This is a genomic window from Niveibacterium umoris, from assembly GCF_014197015.1.
In the GTDB taxonomy this organism is placed as follows: domain Bacteria; phylum Pseudomonadota; class Gammaproteobacteria; order Burkholderiales; family Rhodocyclaceae; genus Niveibacterium; species Niveibacterium umoris.
This window is the reverse complement of record NZ_JACIET010000004.1, coordinates 1-18,465: the sequence shown is the minus strand read 5'-3', so window position 1 is coordinate 18,465 and position 18,465 is coordinate 1. Positions and strand designations below refer to the sequence as shown.

The following is an 18,465-nucleotide window of genomic DNA, read 5'->3' as shown; positions in this document are numbered from 1 at the left end:
AAGAAAGTCGCGGCGCGCACCGCCTGGATGCCGCACCGCAACCGTGCAGTTGCGCGCGCTTGCGGTGCAGGCCCGCCCCAGCCCGGTGCAAAGATCGGCGCGCGCAAGAAAAACGATGGCGCCCGTCGCAGGGCGCCATCGGCATTCACTTTGAGTCACATGAGCGCGCGGGAACGCACGCCGGCAGCCCTAACCGATCAGCAATTTCGCCGACTCGATCACGTCCTGCGCCACCTCGCCGATCCGGCGGCCGCGCTCCATCGCCAGCTTGCGCAGCGCGTGGTAGGCCTCGTCTTCGGTGAGGCCGCGCGCTTTCATCAGGATGCCTTTGGCACGATCCACCGCGATACGGTCCGAGAGCTTGCGCTCGGCGTCGTCGCGCTCCTTGCGCAGGCTCTGGAACTCCTCGAAGCGCGCCACTGCGACCTTCATCAGCGACTCGACCCGCTCCGGCACCAGCCCGTCGACAACGTACGCGGCCACGCCGGCGCGCATGGCGCGGCGGATGATGGACTCGTCGTCATCGCCCGAAAACACGATCACCGGTCGCGGATAGTCGCGATCGAGCGTGGCCAGGTGCTCCAGCGTGTCGCGGCTGGGCGAATCGGTGTTGATCAGCACTGCATCGGGCTGGATCTCCTGCACCCGCTTGGCGAGTTCTGCAGCATCCGGCAGCACTGCGGCGACCAGGTGTCCGGCCGCAGCCACGCCCTGGCAAAGATCCAGCGCGCGCTCCTGGGACTCGTCGACGATCAGCACTCTAAGCATGTGGGGGCCATCAGCGGAATATTCCTGGTTCGGCAACACGCAATCGCCATGCCAGAGATCCGCAAGGGCCGCGGTGACAGCAGGCGCCCTCAGGGCAGCCAGAACGAGATGGTTGCGCCCTCGCCCGGCGCCCCTTCCGCCGCCACACCGCCATGGTGGCGCTCCACGACACGCTTGACGATCGCCAGCCCGATGCCGGTGCCTTCGAATTCGCGCAGGGTCTGCAAGCGCTGGAAGACACCAAAGAGCTTGTCGGCGTAGGTCATGTCGAAGCCGATACCGTTGTCGGAGACGTAGTACCAGGTTCGCCCTCGGGTGTGCGAGACGCCAATGTCCACCCGCGGCTCGGCGCCGCGTGACGAGAACTTGAGCGCGTTGCCAATCAGGTTCACCCAGACCTGGCGCAACAGGCGGGGGTCGCCGTACGCCGGTGGCAACAGGCCGACCGAAACCCGGGTATGGAGATACGGCCCACGCAGCTCGGCCACCACCTCGCTGACAAGGCGCCCCATGTCGACCTTCTGCCGCGTCAGCTCGGCACGACCGACGCGGGAGAAATCAAGGAAGTCGTCGATCAGCTCGCCCATCCGGACCGAGGCTTTCATCACCCTTTCGAGCAGGTCGCGCCCCTCGGCGCTGAGTCGCTCGCCTTCGCCATCCGAGAGCAGGAAGGTGTAGCCGTGAATGGCCCGCAGCGGCGCACGCAAGTCGTGCGACACCGAGTAAGAGAAGGCCTCCATCTCGCGGTAGGCGCGCTGCAGTTCGGCGGTTCGCTCGGCAACGCGCTGTTCGAGCGAATCGTTGAGCACGCTGATTTCCAGTTCGGCGCCGACCTGCTCGGTGATGTCGCGCAGGATCAGCGTGAACAGTGTCGCGTCGCCCAGTTCCACCCGCGACAGCGCGAGTTCGACCGGAAACTCATCACCATTGCGGCGGCATCCGAGCAAGGGGCGTGTGCCGCCGCGCAGGCGCCAGCTCGCGCGCCGACGCGCCTGCAGCAGGATCTTCTCGGCCGGCACCGCGCGATAGCGCTCCGGCAGGAGCATCAATACGTCCTGTCCGATGGTTTCCTGCGCCGAATAGCCGAACATGTGCTCGGCGGCCTTGTTGTACATGACGATGCGGCGCTGGTCATCGGTGATCAGCACCGCGTCCATCGCCGACTCGATGATCGCTTCGAGCTGCAGCGAGCGTTCCCGCAATGCACGTTCGGCCTGGCGCTGGCCGGTCAGCTCGCGGCCGATCACGGCAAAGCGCAGCATCCCCTCGTCCGACGCCGGCAGCGCGATCACATGGATCTCGACCTGCGCGCTCTCGCTGCCCAACGGCACACTGAGGTCGAAGGCACGGATGCTGTGCCGTGTCTGGCCGGCAACCTGTTCGAGCGCGCGCCGCAGCGTCTCGCCGGCAGCCAGTTGGCCGATCGGCACCGCCCCGAGCAGGTCGTTCGAGCGGAAGATGCGCCGCGCCGCCGGGTTGCGGTGCTCGCAGACGAAATCGCCATCCGCAGTCTGCCGCATCAGCAGCAGCGGATCAGGCGTTGCCTCGAAGAGCGCGGCCTCCTGCGCGCCACGCAGCCGGGCCCGCCGCATCGAACGGGTTGCCCCCATCAGCATCAAGGTCGTGCCGAGCGCAAAGGCGGCCAGCAGGATGAAGCCCCAGGCGGGCAACACGCTTCCGCTGGCGACCGCCTCGCGAGCCCCGGTGGCATCAAGCGCCACGACCACGGCCAACGGGTACTCCGCCAGTCGGCGCACCGCGTACAGGCGCCGCTCGCCCGGCACATCGAACTCGCCGTCGCGCCCGGCCGCAATCGCTCGCAGCACCGCCTCAGGCAACACTGACTGCCGCTCGGGCCCTCGCGCCCCCCCCTCAACCAGCACGGCGCCGTCGCGTCGCACCAGCATGGCATCGCCGCCGTGGCTCAGCATCTGCGCACGCAACATCTCGCGCAGCGTCCGCGCCGAGACTTCCGCGACGATGCCGGCCGGGCTGAATTCACCAACCACCGCAGTCCCGCCGAACAGGTGCACCGCGTGCAACCGGTCCGCCGTGCCCACATGCAGGTCGAGCACGTCCGGTGCCGCCATTCGCGCAATCTCGGCCAGAGCCGCCGGTTCGCGCGGACCACCGCGGGTGCCGTCCATGACACGGAAGCGCTGATCGAACACCACCACGCCGCCGATCAGATCCTTCAGGTCGCTGGTCAGATCGTCGCCAACCGACGTGGCCCCCCGCACGCCCGAGGCCACCCGGCGCGCGGCGCGGTCCAGCACGAAGTCGGTCACGTCGAGTACGCGCAGCAGATCACGCTGGGTGAGCAAGGCCGCGCGCCCGACCAGCGCCAGCGCATCGCGCTCACGCGCGTCATGGGCTTCGCGGAACGGCACCATCGCGGCCAGCAGGGCCAGCGTCACCACCGCGAGGCCGCCGAGCCCCACCAGCACCTCGACACGCGTCGACGCCCATGGGTCGAGCCGCCGCGAAAGGCGTTCGATCAGGCCAGCCATAGGGGGGATGCGGGCTTCATGCGTCGATGATATTCAATTCCAGACCGCTTGATCAGGCAAAGCGTGCGACACCATGCAGCACGATGTCGCACACCGGCATCCTCTGATAGCCCGGCCAAACGTCAACCGGGCGGGACGCGTCAATCCTCCACGCCGATCAGCATCATCGACACATCGTCGTGCGGCGATTGCCCGCCACAGTGGCGTGCGATGTCGCGCTCAAGCGCCGCCAGGCGCGCATCCGGCGCCGATTCGCGCAGTGCAGCCTCGATGCCTTCATAGCCGAAATGCGCGCCGGACTCGCCAACCGCCTCGAGCAGCCCGTCGGAAAAGATCAGCATCTGCGAGCCGGGCTCCATCGTGCACACCGCGCACTGCGCATCCTCGGGCGACAGCGTGTCGATTCCAAGCGGCAAGGCCGTCGATGAAAAGCGCTCCACGACGCGCCCGTCTGCGCCGACCTTGAGCACATCCGGCGTGCCGCCCACCCACACATGCGCGAGCCGCTGGATGGTGTCGATGCAGACCAGCGATGCCGCCACGAATCGGCCGATCGGCAGGGATTCCTGCAGCACGCTGTTGAGTTGCACCACGAGTTCGCCCGGTGTCGGCGAACTCGCCACCACGCGGTAGAACTCGGACACCGCGGGCAGCACACTGACTGCTGCGCCCAGCCCGTGGCCGGTGGCGTCAGCCAGCAGGGCGAAGATGCGACCGTCCGGCGCGCGCTGTGCAATCACGATATCGCCGGAAAACCGCTGCGCCGGCACCACGCGGTGCGCAACCTGCGTGGCGTCGAGGCCCCCGCGACGGATCTGGCGTTCCAGAATTTCGAGTGCGAGCTCGTTCTCGCGCTCGGCTTCGTCGTGGTAGTGCTTGAGCTCCAGCGTATAGGCCGCCAGTTCCCGTTCTGCCTGTTTGCGCTCCGCGATGTTTCGAAGCACCGCGAGGTAGGTCACGCCGTTGGTCGAGCTCATCGTCGACATCACGAACTCAAGCGGTATTGCGTTGCCGTCGGCGCCTCGCGCGGCCACCTCGCGCGGGCGCCGCTGCTCGAAGCCGCTTTCGCTCGCAGTGACAGCCGTGCGCAGCAGACGATCGCCAGGCGGCAGGAAGAGGTCGAAAACCGGTGTGCCGATCAACTCCGCTTCCCGGCGCCCGAGCATGTCGCACAGCGCCGGGTTGACCGTCGACACCCGACCTTCCGTGTCGAAAACAACGAGCCCGTCGCTCATGGCTTGCGAAATGGCGCGCACCTCGGCGTTGGCTGCCTCGGTCTGCCGCTGCAGGCTCAGCGTTCGGGCGACGGTGCGCATCTTGGCGGCGAAGATCTGGTACGAGAGTGGTTTGACCAGGTAGTCATCCGCCCCCGCGTCGAGCCCGCCAACGACATCGCCTTCCGAACCCAGTGCCGACAGCATCACGATCGGCACCGCGCGCCCGCTGCCGGCACGCAGCCGCCGCGTTGCCTCAAGGCCATCCATCACCGGCATCATCACGTCCATCAGCACGATGTCCGGCAACTCGCGTTCGAAGATCTCGACCGCCTGTTCGCCATTCTCAGCCACCAGCACCTCGAAGCCGAGGCGGCTGAGGTAGGCACGCACCAGCGTGCGATTGGCCGCGGTGTCGTCGGCGACCATGACGCGATAGGCGCGATCCGCGCCGGACGTTGTTTCGCTCATGCGCGCCCCCCTTCCTCGTCACGGGTCCAGGCATGGACTTCGTTGCCGCTACCGGCGTAGCGCACCTCCTCGAAGGCGATCTGCTTGGCCAGCACGATGCCGCGCCCGTTCGGCGCAAAGGCGCGGGAAGGGTCGAGTTCGATGAAGCGCTGCCAATCGAAGCCGGGGCCGTCGTCACGCACATGGAAGTGCCAGCGTTCGCCCTCGCGCACCACCACCAAGCGAACCCGCTTGTCGCGGTTCTCATCGAGTTCGAGCCGGCGCTGCACTTCTTCCGCCCAGGTGCCGGACTCTTTCAGGGCGCCCTTGGCGCTGAAGTCGATCCCCAGGTTGCCGTGCTCCACACCATTGACCAGCAGTTCCGCGAGGCCCATCGCCACCGCCTCGGCCCGCCCGCACACCAGCGCCGCGGTAGTCGCCACCGCCGCCGCCTCCTCCAGTGTGCGGACCGAGAACTCGGCGCGCTCCACCATCTGCATCGCCACCCGATGCTCGTGAATGCGGTCGGCCAGTTCGGCACGACGGCGCTGGTCATCCAGCGCGGTGCGGATCACCGCACGCAAGGAATCGCACTCGAAAGGTTTGGTCAGGTAGTAATGGGCGCCGGCCGCCAGCCCCTCGCGCACCTGATCAGGCGTGGCCGCCGCCGTCTGCATGATCACCGGGATCGCCTTGAGGCGTTCGTGCTGCTTGACCCGTTGCAGCACCTCCATGCCGCTGATGACCGGCATCATCCGGTCCAGCACCAGCACGTCGTAATGCCGAGCCGCGTCTTCGAGCCGCGCGAGCGCCTCGACCCCGCTCTGGGTGGTTTCGATTTCGTAGTCGCAGTCTTCGAGATAGTCGCAGATGATCTCGAGATTGAAGGGTTCATCGTCGACGACCAGTATTCGGGCCCGTGCCATGACTACTCCTGTTCCAGTTCTTCGACGGCTGGCAGTCGCACGACGAAACATGCGCCGCCCGCCGGGTTGTTGCGCGCGAAGATCACACCGCCGTGGGCGGCGATGATCTCGCGGCAGATCGCCAGCCCGAGCCCCGTTCCGCCCGCGCCGGTGTGTGTCTTGCTGCTCTGGACGAACTTGTCGAACACCGTCTCGAGTTCGTCTTCCGGAATGCCGACCCCCTGGTCGCTGACGCGCACCTCGATCGCCGCGACCTCGGCGCCGCCGCTGCCATGCAGATGCGCGGCGGCAACGGTGAGCGTGATCGCGTGCCCTTCCGCGGTGAATTTCGTGGCGTTGGACAGCAGGTTGCGCAGCACCTGGCCGAACCGCACCGGGTCGGCCCACGCGCGGGCAGGTCGCACTTCGACGTCCAGCCCGACCTGCAGACGCTTGGCGGCAAACCAGGCTTCGAATTCCTGCAGGGCATCGCCGACCAGTTCCGCCAGGTCGCACGCGCGGGTGTCGATCTGCATGCGCCCCGCTTCGAGCTTGGCCAGATCGAGCAGGTCATTGAGCAGGGCCAGCAGGCGCTCGCCGCTCGACGAAATCCGCTGGAAGTACTCGCGCAGCCGGTCCTCCGCCGCGCGCCCGACCTTGGTCTCGCCCAGGCGGGCGAACGAGATCACCGCATGCAGCGGCGTCCGCAACTCATGACTCATGTTGGCGAGGAACATGCCCTTGGCTTCGCTGGCGGCCTCGGCGACTTCCTTGGCGGCGATGAGGTCGGCGGTCTGGTCGCGCACCAGTTCGGCAAGGCGGTCGCGGTGCTGGGCCAGCTCGGTCTCGGCGCTGCGCCGCGCGAGCTCGCTGCGGCGCGCGCTGATGATCTCGCCGAAGGTGCGCAAGAGCGGATCGAACTCGCTGCACATGGCGTGGTCGTAGCCCGCCTCGCGATCGGCGACACCGATCATGCCCAGCAACTGGCCGCCATACCGTACCGGCAGACACAGTACATGCTGCGGACGCGGCAACCCGGCGGGCCACCCCGCATGCGCGGCCGCGCGCGCCGGATCGTTCTCGATGACAAGCTCGCCTGTACGCAGGGCCTCACCCACGATGCTGCCAAGCTCGCCCAGCGTCGCATCTTGCGCGGGGTCGCCCAGAGCGGCGTCTGCCCCGCGTTGCGCAACGGCGAGCGCATGCAGCATCGGGCCCTCGGCGCTGGCCTGCACCTCGCCGATGAAGCCGGAATCGCTTGCCGTGATCGCCAGTACATCGCGCAACAACCCGGCAAACGCATCGCAGCTCTCCGGTGCGCGGATATAGGCTTCCTGCAGGTTGCTGATTGCCGCCAGCAGGGCGGCGCTGCGCTGCAGGGCCGCCTCGGCTTCCTTGCTGCGCGAGATATCGCTGTGGGTGCCGATCAGACGCAAGGCAGTACCGTGTTCGTCGCGTTCGACCACCTTGCCGCGGTCAAGAATCCACTTCCAGCGACCGTCCTTGCAGCGCATCCGCACTTCACGCGAGAACATCGGCGTGCGCCCTTCGATGTGCGCCTGCGCCTCTTCCATCGTGGCGTGCAGGTCGTCCGGATGAAGGCGGCGAGTGAACTCGTCCAAGGTGTCGCCGATTTCCTCTTCGGCGTAGCCGAGCATCGCCTTCCAGCGCGTGGAGAAGAAGATACGTCCGCCCGCGACATCCCAATCCCACACGCCGTCGCCCGCTCCGTCCAGTGCGAATTGCCAGCGGTGCTCGGAGGCTGCGAGTGCCCGCTCGGTCGCAACGCGTGCGCTGATATCCTCGACGATGCCCCAGGCGAAGCGATAGCCCGCGCTGTTGCCAGCGACCGCCGCACCGGCAACGCGCACATCGATCTCCCTCCCCCCCGAGTCGAGGTAGCGCGTCTCGAAGGGCGCGAGTCGCCCGGTTGCGAGCAGGGCCGCAAAGCGCCCGCGGTGGTCGCGTCGCAGGTCGGGCGGGCTGAGGGTGTCGACGTTGCGAAACTTCAGCTGCGCCTCGTCGAATCCGAACAACTTGCAGAAGGTCGGGTTGGCCTGCAGCACCCGCCCCACCTCGTCGACCAGGGCAAGGCCGAAGGGCGCGTTGCGATACAGCGAATCGAGCCGCTCGATCACCTCACGCTGACCTTCCTGCGCGGCCACCAGATCGCTCACATCGGTGACGACACCGGTGATCAGTGCGTGGCCGTCCGGGTCGACGCAACTCACCTTGTGCACCCGCGTCACGCGCTGGGTACCGCCACGCGTGCGAAAACGCAGTTCCTCGTCGCGGATGGCCCCGCCCTGCAAGACGAGCCGATCGCCGGCGAGTTGCGCGTCGGCCACCGCGGCATCGTCATAGATCTCGCGCGGCGACTTGCCTAGGACTGCGGTGGCAGGTAGCTCGTAGAGCTCGCAGAACGCCGGGTTGACCATCACGAAGCGCGAGTGGGCGTCCTTGACGAAGAAGGCGTGCGGCATCGTGTCGATGAGCCGCTGCAGGTAGTCGCGGAACGCGACCTGGCGTCTTGTCGCTTCGGCTTCGTCGGTGATGTCGATGTAGCTGCCGACCAGCATCTCGCCCCCCTCGGGGCCGGCGAACAGGCTGCGCGATACACGCATGTGGCGCCGCGCACCGGGCAGGTCGATCCACAAGCGTGTCTCGCGGGTGTCGCCCAGGCCTTGCAGGCTGGACTCGAGTTCGCCAAGGCGCGCCGCGAGCACGCTGCTGGCGATGTCGCCCGTGAGCCGGCCGATGATCGCGCTGCGCGTTACCTGGAGGGTGCGTTCGAAGGCCGCGTTCACGAAATGGATCGCACCGCCGCGATCCTTCACGATGATTGGCACCGGCAGCACATCGAGGACCTGCGCGAGGAAGTCCTGCTGACGTTTGAGCCGCTCGGCCATGCGCTTGTGCAGGCTGATGTCGGACAGGGCCCCGATCACCGTTGCACCGGCGCCGCCCGCGGCGGGATTGGCGCGGACGCGCAACCAGCGAGGCTCCGCGCCGTTGCGGATGCGGCATTCCAGATCCAGCGCATCTCCCTTGACGATGCTGCGTCGCAACGCCGACAACAGGGCATGGCGATCTTCCCGTGCGACGCGGCGCAACAGGGCCGAGGGCGGAATGAACTCGGCACCATCGGCAAGGCCGAGAAACTGTGCAGCCTGCGGCGACAGGCGGCAGGCGCGTCGATCCGGCAGGTATTCCCAGATGCCGTCCTGACTGGCGGCAATCGCGAGCTCGAAACGCCGCAGGCTGTCGGCCAGGTCGCGCCGCACCCGCGCCACCACGCGGTCGGCCAGGCGTTTGCGCGCCAGCAGCGTGAACAGCACTGCTGCGAGCAGGAGGCTGACGACGACCCCCGGGAAAAGCAGGTTGACGCGTGCAAGGTAAGTGGGCGGCGCGCTCAGCGACGCCACCTCGAAGGCCCAGCGCTGGGTACCCTGCGTGAACACGCCGACCTCGGTCACCTCTGCGTCGGCAGGGTAGCCCGCCGAGCTCGCGATGGTGCGGCCCGCCCCGGCGTCGGAGAGTTCCACCGCGCGCACCGCGGCATCTTCGGACAACAGCGCCGCGCGCGAAATCAACCATTGGCGCGCGTCAACGAACAACAACAGCACCGCCGTGCGCGAAACCGGCACCGCCAGTACCAGCAAGGAGGCACCGTCAGGGCGACCATCGCCACCACTGCCCACCGCGACGTCGTCGGCCCGCAGCGCACGCGCCGCCCCCTCTTGCGCCAGGCGCAGCACCCACGGGTCGCCCAGCGTCATTCGCGCGGCGTCCGGCGCCACCAGCGTGCTGACCCGCACCTGCATGTCCGGCGCTTCGGGGGTCGCCAGTTCGACCAGCATGAGCGCCGCGAGCGGCGGCTCGAAACGCGCCACCCGCACGTCCTGCAGGAGTGTGTTCCAGTTCTCTTGCGAGAGCTCCGGATGCAGCCGTATCGCGGCCGCCATGGCACGCCCGAGCCCGATCGCGCCCTGGACGTCGGTATCCATGCGCGTGATCACTTCCTGTGCGGTGGCATGAAAGGCCTGCTCGAACGCCGTGCGTTCGCTCTCGACGCTGGCGCGCCAGATCCACACGCTGAGGGCGATGCCGAGCGATGCGGCGACGAGGGCGAGCAGGAAAGCGGGCATCAGCGAGCGCCGCGTCGCCGCGCTCGGAATCAGTCCCCCGTTTTTCTGCATGCGATCGGTCACCCGCGCCCGCCTCGTCAAAAGGCGGGCCGCACGAGGCCTCGCCACCTGTCCGAAGGGGTCAACGGCACCCCGCCGCCGCTCTTGAGGGCGGCAGCGGTCGAACAGTGTCAGCCGGCGAGGCCGACGACGTGCGCTGCCATTGCAGCAATCACCGATTCCGCCTCGCCCAGCACGCTGGCAAGCACGATCGTGACACCCGGATGCGCGATCCGCGCGGCGTCGAGCATGGCGGGCAAGTCCCGCTTCACATGGCCGCCGGCGGCGAGGAAGACCGGCACCACCTCGATACGGTGCGCGCCTTCGGCCACCGCCGCGGCGATGGCGCCAGGCAGATCCGGGTTCATGAATTCAAGAAAGCAGGGATGCACCGCCACCCCAGGGCGCAGGGCACGCACGGCGGCGGCAAGCTTTTCGAGCGGACGCGCCCAGTCCGGATCGCGGGCGCCGTGGGCAAACAGCAGGATCGCGGTATTCATGTGGGTCTCCGGTGCGGCGGATTCAGGTCCGCGGCAAGGCAATGGCGTTGATGACTTCTGCTGCCGCGAAGAAACCGAAACTGGCGGTCACGCAGACGCTTGAGCCGAAACCGGCACAGTTGAGGCCCTGCGACGCGCCGGCGTCGGGCGCGCAGGCGGTGTCGGGGTAACGCAAGGGCTCGGTCGAATACACCGCGCGGATGCCGAACTTCTTCTTCGGGTCGCGCGTAAAACCGTACTGCTTGCGCAGGTTGCCGCGCACCTTGGCGAGCAACGGGTCCTGCACGGTGCGGGAAAGGTCTTCCACCGCCACGCGGGTCGGATCGATCTGGCCGCCGGCGGCGCCGCAGATCACCAGCGGTAGCCGCTGCGCCACGCAATGGGCGGCCAGCGCGGTCTTCACCCGCACGCTGTCGATCGCGTCCAGCACGGCGTCAAAACCATGGATCAGTGCCGGCAGGTTGTTTGCGGTTACGAAGTCGTCGATCGGCGTTACCCGGCATTGCGGGTTGATCGCACGGATACGCCGCGCCATCGCCTCGACCTTGGCCATGCCCCAGTCCGGATCGAGCGCGTGCAGTTGGCGGTTGGTGTTGGATTCGGCAATCACATCCAGGTCGATCAGCGTGATCGCGCCGACCGCGCTGCGCGCCAGCGCTTCCACCGCCCAGGTGCCCACACCGCCAACGCCGATCACGCACACATGGGCCGCGGCGAGGCGCGCACGCCCCTCGTCGCCGTACAAACGCGCAACACCGCCGAAGCGGCGATCCAGATCCGGCGCTTCGGTCTGCGGCAACGGGGCGTCGGTCTTCATTGCGCTCGCGTCTGCAGCCATACCAGCAGCCCCTGCGCGTTGAGATCGAGATCGCCTTCGAGCAACTGCAGCGCCGCTTCACCCTGCACGCCCCATGCGGCCGAGGCAGCCTCGGCCAGCGCGATCGCTTCAAGCCGCTTCACCAGCACTGCATGGGCATCGGCAGCGGTTGGGTCGATGCCGTCGCAGGCCTGTACATGGGCATCAATCAACCGGTGCAGCGTCGCACCGAGCCGCGGCACATCGGCGCTGCGGCTGTAATGCGTGGGGTAGATGCAGGCGGGCTGCAAGGCGAGCAGGCGATCGATCGAGTCGTGCAGCGCGGCCGGGTCGAAATGCACAGGCGTGGTGGTGGCGAAGATATTGGCGCGACCGTCGGCACCATCCATCTCGCGATAGGTCAGGCCGAAGGTGTCACCGGTGAAGATGCCGTTGCTCGCCGGGTCGTGGTAGCAGACGTGGTGTTTCGCATGGCCCGGCGTGTCGAGCACATCGAACACCCGCGAACCGAAACGCACCGAGTCGCCCTCGCCCACCTCGACGATGCGCGCCTCGGGCACCGCGACCAGTTCGCCATACAAGGCCTCGGCGTTGGCCTGGCCATAGACCGCAACGGTACCTGCCCAGAGCTTGGACGGATCCGCCATGTGGCGCGAGCCGCGCGCATGCACCGCCACCTTGGCCTTGGGCAGCACACGCGCCAGCGCACCAGCGCCGCCCGCATGGTCCAGATGCACATGCGTGAGGCAGATCCAGTCGACCGACTCCGGCGCCAGGCCTTGCACCGCCAGCGCATCGAGCACGCGCGGCACGGCATGGACGGTGCCGGTGTCGACGAGCGCGGCACGCCCGTCATCGGACACGACCAGGTGAATCGCATCGAGCATCGGCCGCACATAGCCCGAATCGATCGCGAACACCCCCTGCCCCTGCGCAGTCACGAAAGACATCCCCTACTCCCTCGCCAAAGCCGAATGTCGCAATTCTACCGGTCAGCCGTCGCACCGACTGTCGCCGACCGTGCGCCGCCGGGCTACCATGCAGCGCCTGCCCGACCGGGCCGGCCGCCGAAGCGCCGCGCACAGCGCGCGCCGGCACCACCGCTGCGCGTTCCCCGGCTACCCGCCGAGTGGTTCGCGCTGGCACACAGACCGAATCCAGGACCCGCGATGCCCGCACTCGACCAACTCGAACCCGCCGCCGTCTGGCGCCACTTCTCGACCCTGCTCAACACGCCGCGCCCCTCCAAACACGAAGGGCCCTTGCGCGATGCGATCCGCAGCTGGGCGGAGACACGCGCGTTGGCGACACACGTGGACGCTGCCGGCAACCTGATCATCCGCAAGCCGGCAACACACGGCATGGAAGACCGGCCCGGTGTCGTGCTGCAAGGGCACCTCGACATGGTGTGCCAGAAGAACCACGCCACCGAACACGACTTCCACCGCGACCCGATCCGCGCCGAACTGCAGGACGGCTGGCTGGTCGCGCCGAACACCACGCTGGGCGCCGACAACGGCATCGGCGTAGCGCTCGCACTTGCCCTGCTCGAATCCAGCGACGTGCCTCACCCGCCGCTCGAAGTCCTGCTCACCGTGGACGAAGAGGCCGGCATGGGCGGTGCACTGGGCCTGGAGCCCGGTCTGCTGCAAGGCAGTCTGATGATCAACATTGACACCGAGGAATGGGGCGAGTTCTACCTCGGCTGTGCCGGCGGCATCGACGTCAACGTGAGCTTCACCTACGCCTTCGAAGCGCTACCCGAAGGCTTCGCCTGCTATGAAATCGAAGTCGGCGGCCTGCGTGGCGGGCATTCCGGCGTCGATATCCATCTCGAGCGCGGCAACGCGATCAAGTTGTTGGTGCGCTTGCTGCGCGGGCTGGAAGGCCGCTTCGGCAAGGACGTCCGGCTGGTCGAACTCGACGGCGGCAGCGCCCGCAATGCCCTCGCGCGCGAGGCCCGTGCGCGGATCGCCTTGCCGATCGCCCAGGCCGAGCGCGTTGCCAGCCGCGTGGAAGACTTCGATCTGCTGGTACGCGGCGAACTCGCCGGCGTCGATGACGGCGTCAGTGTCCGCTTCGGCCCCGAAAACGGCCTCGCCCAACAAGCCATCGACGCCACCGACCAGCAACGCATCCTCGCCGCACTGCACGCCGCGCCGCATGGCGTACGCCGCATGAGCCAGCACGTCGCCGGCGTCGTCGAAACCTCGAACAATCTCGGTGTCGTGAAGATCGCGGACGGCCGGGGCTTTGCAAACCTGATGGTGCGTTCGCTGCTGGATTCCGGCGTGCAGGCCCTCGCCGCCGAAATCGAGAGCCTCTTCGTACTCGCCGGCGCCGCGGTGCAGACCGAAGGCGGCTATCCGGGCTGGGCACCCAACCCCGATTCCGACCTGCTCAAACTATTCCAGAAGGTCTACCAGCACGAATTCACCACCGGCCCCGCGGCCGTCAAAGTGATTCACGCCGGTCTGGAGTGCGGCATCCTCAAGTCCAAATACCCCGACCTCGACATCATCTCCTTCGGCCCCGATATCCGCGGCGCCCACGCACCGGGCGAACGGGTCAACATCGAGTCGGTGGCGAAGTGCTGGAAGCTGCTGACGGCGGTGGTGGCGGCGATACCGGCGCGGCCGTAATCCTGCCAATCTCGACACCGCCGTCGAATGGCGGGGTATGGCTGCCGTTGAAGGTGCTACCGATGACCTGCGGGCAATCCGGATCTTCGTCGATGAAGCCAACCAGTAGTTCGCTGCCGATCGGCGGGGTGAATTGACTGCCCCAGTTGGGGTCGGCAGCCCATTCGATAATTTGCACCCAAATACCCGCGGATTCGTTACCGGTGGCGCGTTCGGTGTCGTGCGTGAGGCCACTTGGCGTCGGCGCAGCACTGCGCCGCCAGGGAAACAGAATCTTGATGTGGTGATTGCGCGGAAGCCAAACGTCGCCGAGTTGTTCGCACGCTACACGCTATCGGTTAGCACCCTCCACCATTGCTCGCCACTTCACGCCATTTCTTGCCATCCCATTGCATAAGCACCGCTGAAAACGACTCATAGGCGCCGTGAAACATCAGCAGTTCCTCGTCGCCATCACCGTTCAAGTCGACGTGCAGGCCAAGATCCCAAGTGCCCGCGTACCCTTCTGAATCAGACGCACTTCCGATTTCAACTGTCTTTTCCAGTAAGGCGTAGCGCCCATTCTTCGCAAGGGAAGCAATCAGGAAAGCTGACAACGTGCGTTCTTTACGCTCCCCGTTGGTCGTCACAACCAGCATTGGGCTTCGCCAGGCCCGCACGCGAACGGGTGTTACCGTGGCGCCCTCAAGCAACTCGGCAATCCAGTCGGAGGTGACCTTACGGTGCCGCAGTGCATCGGACAGTAGCCGCCTCCCCTCATCCCGCGCCCGCTTGAGGTCTGCGTCCGCAAGGCTAAACGGAATGGAACGAATCGGCCTCGTGGAATAGAGAACTCCCGAGTCCCCGCCCTCTGTCTGAACGACCAGACTTCGATCGCAACCGACATAGTCGGCCTTGATGATGGCCGACACCCGCTCGGGCGATCCTGACTCGGAGTAGCGCCAAAGCTGCCGCACCCGCTTCGCCATGCGTTTGTCGATGATCTCGCGCCCGGTCTGGTCCCCGACATTGCCAAGCTCCGATCCACCGAACGGCGCAAATTCGCCCTTCTGCGTGACGATCACCAACGGCTGAGACGCGTTAAAGATGTAGTTATCCGACGCAGTCGTGGCACCCACGGCCCACGGAAAACCAACAAGCAACATGAGAAGTTTCTTCATTTCAGTAACTTCTGGCGCATGCAGGCAAAAGTACAGCAACGATGCTCGGCGGCTCGCCAGGGCATGGGTGGCACTCACGTTCAGGCACCCTCGAACTGCCAGATGGTGTAGCCGTAGTCGCTCTTTAAACTGGGCATCACCTCGCCCAGCACAAAGTGTCGGCGCGAGTCTGCTTTGGCAGGGGTGCTCCACCACCCCGCTTGCGGGCAGGGTTCGCCGCCGGGGCAGCGCAGCACCGGATTGGCAGCAGGGACTGGGTCGAACTCGGATGGCCAGAAGATCGGACCGGTGTATTGCTCGTCGAGAATCCAGTCGCAATCATTGGGATCGCTGTCCCACGTCTCATCAACGGTGTACTGGATGTTCTGCGCAATTCGGTTCATCCGCCCCCACAGCATGTGCATCTGCGTGAGGGCGGGCTCAGGCATCCACTCCCAAGTCTGTTCAACATCCAGACCGGTGTCACGGCTGTAGTCGAGAATGTAGATCGCAGCACCAAACGTGTAACCGGGCCGGAACTGATCCCGCGCTATCGTTCCTGGCTTGGCAAGCTTCTCGAAATTCGGAATTGCGCTGTCGCCAAACCACCGCTGCGGTTGCGGAAGAGACGGATCCGCGGTGACCCGAGCGTATTCACGTTTGATTAGCGTTAGCCATGCGTCGTGCAGTTCAAGCAAGTGCTCGTGATACTCGAACGACGCGAAGTGCTGCTTGAGCCAAGTTTTACGCCGATCGCGCTCCTCGCGCGACATAGTCTGCACGTGGGCGGGAAGGGGCAGAAGTTCAAACCCGTCAGAATCAAGCATAGCGTTCCTCAATGCGGTTTGGGCACGGCTTCGTGAGTCGGGATGACATGCAATGCAGGGCCATCCTTCGGCACGATATTGCCCAACTCCTTGTCGAAGTCGGGAAAGTTGGTCGGCTTACGCTCGCTTACGAATCCGCGTTCCTTGAGCAAAGCGATTTCCTTACGATCGAAAAACTGCTGTTCTTTGCCGCCAACCAAATAGCTTGAGTCGTAATGCTGCGTCGGCAACCCCTCGTCGACCACATAACGCTGCGATGCGGCCGGCCCTTCCCACCCTTTGAGCGATTCGCTATAGGGTACCGGGCCACCGGCCGCCTGCTCGCGCAGCGCATGGAGTTCTTTCCACACCGGGTCGCCCTTGGGGGGAGTGCTCAGTTCAATGTATTCGCCATTCTTGTTCCAACCCTCCTTCACCGCGGAACCCGCGCGGAGATCCTCACCGTCGACCGGCAACTCGCGGTTGTAGTAGGGGCCGGTATCCATGCTGGGTTTGTCATGCGACACCACCCGCTTGAACTTGATCTTGCTGCCGGCGGGCACGTCAATAGTGCGCAGGCTGCGCGAGAAGTTGGCGTAGTCCTTTGAGAACTGTGTCGGCGCGTACTCGAAGTTGAGATCGGGATATCCCTCTTTGACTTTATTCTTGAGGCGCCCCCACTGGCGCTCCGCCACCGCCGGATTCTCCATCTTCGTCACGCCGTGCTCATAGGGTTTGGCGCCGACAGGGCGGGCATCCTTTCCCACCATTTCGTATTCGCGCTTGCCTGCGAGCGCGATACTGCGCCGCTCGGCAATCCGCCGCGTGTTGCCGGGCTCCGGCGGGTGGGCGTTGCGGGCGAGTTCGCCTTCTTTGGCGGCCTTCTCCAGTCGCGCGACTTCCGGCGCGGCCTGGCCTGTGGCGACCGCATGCGTGACCTGGGTTGCCGCCTTGAGGTTACCGGCGAGCAGCGCGGCAAGGCGGTTGTCCAGTTCGATGAGCGCTTTGGGGATCATCGACACTGCTTTGTCCTTGAGTTCGGTCAGCGCATGAATCCAGCCCCTGATCCTGCCCGGCGCTGCCCGCAAGGTATGCACGCCGGGCATCCATGAGGGCAGATGGTCGGCATGAACCTGTTCGAGCTTCTTCTCCAGTTTCTTCAGCAAATCGACCAGCTTGTCGATCTGGCGATCAAATTCCTTTGCAAGGGCTTCACGGTACCGCGCGAACTTGACCTGCTTGAGCGCGGCGATCACGTTTCCGTAACCGTGCGCCTGGAAGAACTCGATCATGGCCTTGAACGCGACGCCGCCCTTCTTGACCAGGAACAGCGTCAGCGCCCGCAGGAAGCCACCAACCTCGGCGCCAACCAAGGCACCAACGCCGGCCACAACCGCCCCCAACACTGTCACCACCAAGGGCAGCAGCATCGCAATGAGCAAAATCCACTCTTCAACATGCTCACGTTTCTCTGGATACTTGGCGAGCCGGAAAATCACAGCGAGCAGATCGCGCAGCGTGATGATGGAGCCGAGGCCCGGCACAAAGCCCGCAAGGGCGTCGGTTACGATCTGACTAAGACTGCGATTGTCTTCCCATTCACCGAAGATGACGCCGCGCAGCCATTGCAGCGATTCAGTCGCACCGTCATAGACGCGATCGACGTAGCTGTCGCTCATCACGCGCATCCTTTCATCCATTCAGTCAAGTCGTCGTCCGGCTTGAGTGGCATCTTGAATTGCTGGTAGCTCCGAGCATCCGGCCCGACCGTAATCGTGAAACCCCCGGGCTTGACGCCTTCAAAGCTGACATGCCCCGCGGCATCGAGGCGCCCCCGGCGTACACTGCCGTCGTCGAATACGGCTTCGTACTCGGCACCGTGCACGGGCTCGCCGTCGTGGTAGACCGCGCGGAACTCTGCATCTTCGGGCGTGAGCTTGAGCTTTCCGCTTGGCAGATTCGGCACGACCGCCGCCGCACTCCCGCCCCCCTCAAACGCATGACTCGCGCCCTTCACCTCGAACTTTCCGGGGCATTTGAAGGTGATGTTGGCGCCGTTGAGTTCGATCTGGCTTTGGCCGGCACCGAGCACGATCTTGTCTTTGGCGAGGATGGCTATGCCTTCGCCGCTGCTGGTGACGCTTACGGATTTGTCGGCGGCGAGTTCGAGGGTGTCGGTGTGGGCACGCAGCGATAGGGGGCCGGCTGCGGCGACGGCGGCCAGGTCCTCTGTGGCGGTGAAGAGGCTGACTTCGCGCGCGGCGGTGAGGCTTGCACTATGGCCTGCGGCGAGGTGGCTGTCGCCGTGGGCAGTGAGACTGGCGCTCTCGCCGCTCATCCAGGTGAGGCTGGCTGGCGTGGTCGCGATGAGGCTCGCGGCGCTGTCGAAGGCGATGATCGGCTGCCCGAGCTTGTGTGCGGATTCGGTCTCGGAGCGACTACCGGGAGCGTGGATCTTTTCGCTCTGGCCGCCCTGCGGGCCGCCATGACGCGCTTCGAGCGTCTTGATCAGTTCGGGTAGCGGCTG

14 protein-coding genes are annotated in these 18,465 nt (G+C 66.0%); 1 reads left to right on the top strand and 13 read right to left on the bottom strand.

Annotated elements, in window-relative coordinates:
* Nucleotides 1–189: 189 nt before the first annotated feature.
* The 8 genes from GGR36_RS20375 to GGR36_RS20340 all read right to left on the bottom strand — a co-directional run bounded on the left by GGR36_RS20375 (nucleotide 190) and on the right by GGR36_RS20340 (nucleotide 12,301).
* Complete coding sequence (locus tag GGR36_RS20375) at nucleotides 190–768, bottom strand: ANTAR domain-containing response regulator (RefSeq protein WP_183637918.1); 579 nt, start codon at nucleotides 766–768, stop codon at nucleotides 190–192.
* An 89-nt stretch (nucleotides 769–857) separates the two neighbouring features.
* Nucleotides 858–3,278, bottom strand: a complete 2,421-nt coding sequence (locus tag GGR36_RS20370; protein WP_183637915.1) for an ATP-binding protein — start codon at nucleotides 3,276–3,278, stop codon at nucleotides 858–860.
* 140 nt (nucleotides 3,279–3,418) lie between these two features.
* A complete protein-coding gene (locus GGR36_RS20365) occupies nucleotides 3,419–4,963 on the bottom strand; it encodes a SpoIIE family protein phosphatase (protein WP_183637913.1) in 1,545 nt (514 codons plus the stop codon).
* Entirely contained in the window at nucleotides 4,960–5,868 is a 909-nt protein-coding gene (locus GGR36_RS20360) for a response regulator (RefSeq protein WP_183637910.1), read from the bottom strand. Before GGR36_RS20360 ends, GGR36_RS20365 begins: the two co-directional genes overlap by 4 nt.
* Before the next feature lie 2 nt (nucleotides 5,869–5,870).
* Nucleotides 5,871–10,046, bottom strand: coding sequence for a PAS domain S-box protein (locus GGR36_RS20355; protein ID WP_207064566.1), 4,176 nt, complete (start codon nucleotides 10,044–10,046; stop codon nucleotides 5,871–5,873).
* 119 nt (nucleotides 10,047–10,165) lie between these two features.
* Entirely contained in the window at nucleotides 10,166–10,534 is a 369-nt protein-coding gene (locus GGR36_RS20350) for a sirohydrochlorin chelatase (RefSeq protein ID WP_183637904.1), read from the bottom strand.
* Between the two features lie 22 nt (nucleotides 10,535–10,556).
* Nucleotides 10,557–11,372: a tRNA threonylcarbamoyladenosine dehydratase gene (locus GGR36_RS20345; protein WP_183637901.1), complete on the bottom strand. Its 816-nt coding sequence runs from the start codon at nucleotides 11,370–11,372 to the stop codon at nucleotides 10,557–10,559.
* Complete coding sequence (locus GGR36_RS20340) at nucleotides 11,348–12,301, bottom strand: MBL fold metallo-hydrolase (RefSeq protein ID WP_183637898.1); 954 nt, start codon at nucleotides 12,299–12,301, stop codon at nucleotides 11,348–11,350. The genes GGR36_RS20345 and GGR36_RS20340 overlap by 25 nt, the downstream gene beginning before the upstream one ends.
* Before the next feature lie 219 nt (nucleotides 12,302–12,520).
* Here GGR36_RS20340 and GGR36_RS20335 point away from each other — a divergent pair, with 219 nt between their 5' ends.
* Nucleotides 12,521–13,993, top strand: a complete 1,473-nt coding sequence (locus GGR36_RS20335; protein WP_183637895.1) for an aminoacyl-histidine dipeptidase — start codon at nucleotides 12,521–12,523, stop codon at nucleotides 13,991–13,993.
* Here GGR36_RS20335 and GGR36_RS22335 read toward each other — a convergent pair.
* From GGR36_RS22335 to GGR36_RS20315, 5 genes are all read right to left on the bottom strand, one after another.
* The gene (locus tag GGR36_RS22335; protein ID WP_420847497.1) at nucleotides 13,920–14,264 is read right to left on the bottom strand and encodes a phage baseplate assembly protein V; all 345 of its coding nucleotides are present in this window, start codon (nucleotides 14,262–14,264) and stop codon (nucleotides 13,920–13,922) included. The two genes, GGR36_RS20335 and GGR36_RS22335, sit on opposite strands and share 74 nt — an antisense overlap.
* Before the next feature lie 67 nt (nucleotides 14,265–14,331).
* A complete protein-coding gene (locus tag GGR36_RS20330; RefSeq protein ID WP_207064564.1) occupies nucleotides 14,332–15,153 on the bottom strand; it encodes a hypothetical protein in 822 nt (273 codons plus the stop codon).
* A gap of 80 nt (nucleotides 15,154–15,233) precedes the next feature.
* Nucleotides 15,234–15,959, bottom strand: a complete 726-nt coding sequence (locus GGR36_RS20325; protein WP_183637891.1) for a hypothetical protein — start codon at nucleotides 15,957–15,959, stop codon at nucleotides 15,234–15,236.
* Nucleotides 15,960–15,967: 8 nt separating this feature from the next.
* Nucleotides 15,968–17,617, bottom strand: coding sequence for a hypothetical protein (locus GGR36_RS20320; protein ID WP_183637888.1), 1,650 nt, complete (start codon nucleotides 17,615–17,617; stop codon nucleotides 15,968–15,970).
* The coding region (locus GGR36_RS20315; RefSeq protein WP_183637885.1) for a DUF2345 domain-containing protein at nucleotides 17,617–18,465 on the bottom strand (849 nt) is incomplete at its 5' end. The genes GGR36_RS20320 and GGR36_RS20315, both read right to left, overlap by 1 nt.

Bases quoted from the DNA above. Each gene is read 5' to 3' on its own strand.
- GGR36_RS20375 (WP_183637918.1), bottom strand. From the start codon at position 768: ATGCTTAGAGTGCTGATCGTCGACGAGTCCCAGGAGCGCGCGCTGGAT.
- GGR36_RS20370 (WP_183637915.1), bottom strand. From the start codon at position 3,278: ATGGCTGGCCTGATCGAACGCCTTTCGCGGCGGCTCGACCCATGGGCG.
- GGR36_RS20365 (WP_183637913.1), bottom strand. From the start codon at position 4,963: ATGAGCGAAACAACGTCCGGCGCGGATCGCGCCTATCGCGTCATGGTC.
- GGR36_RS20360 (WP_183637910.1), bottom strand. From the start codon at position 5,868: ATGGCACGGGCCCGAATACTGGTCGTCGACGATGAACCCTTCAATCTC.
- GGR36_RS20355 (WP_207064566.1), bottom strand. From the start codon at position 10,046: ATGCAGAAAAACGGGGGACTGATTCCGAGCGCGGCGACGCGGCGCTCG.
- GGR36_RS20350 (WP_183637904.1), bottom strand. From the start codon at position 10,534: ATGAATACCGCGATCCTGCTGTTTGCCCACGGCGCCCGCGATCCGGAC.
- GGR36_RS20345 (WP_183637901.1), bottom strand. From the start codon at position 11,372: ATGGCTGCAGACGCGAGCGCAATGAAGACCGACGCCCCGTTGCCGCAG.
- GGR36_RS20340 (WP_183637898.1), bottom strand. From the start codon at position 12,301: ATGTCTTTCGTGACTGCGCAGGGGCAGGGGGTGTTCGCGATCGATTCG.
- GGR36_RS20335 (WP_183637895.1), top strand. From the start codon at position 12,521: ATGCCCGCACTCGACCAACTCGAACCCGCCGCCGTCTGGCGCCACTTC.
- GGR36_RS20330 (WP_207064564.1), bottom strand. From the start codon at position 15,153: ATGAAGAAACTTCTCATGTTGCTTGTTGGTTTTCCGTGGGCCGTGGGT.
- GGR36_RS20325 (WP_183637891.1), bottom strand. From the start codon at position 15,959: ATGCTTGATTCTGACGGGTTTGAACTTCTGCCCCTTCCCGCCCACGTG.
- GGR36_RS20320 (WP_183637888.1), bottom strand. From the start codon at position 17,617: ATGAGCGACAGCTACGTCGATCGCGTCTATGACGGTGCGACTGAATCG.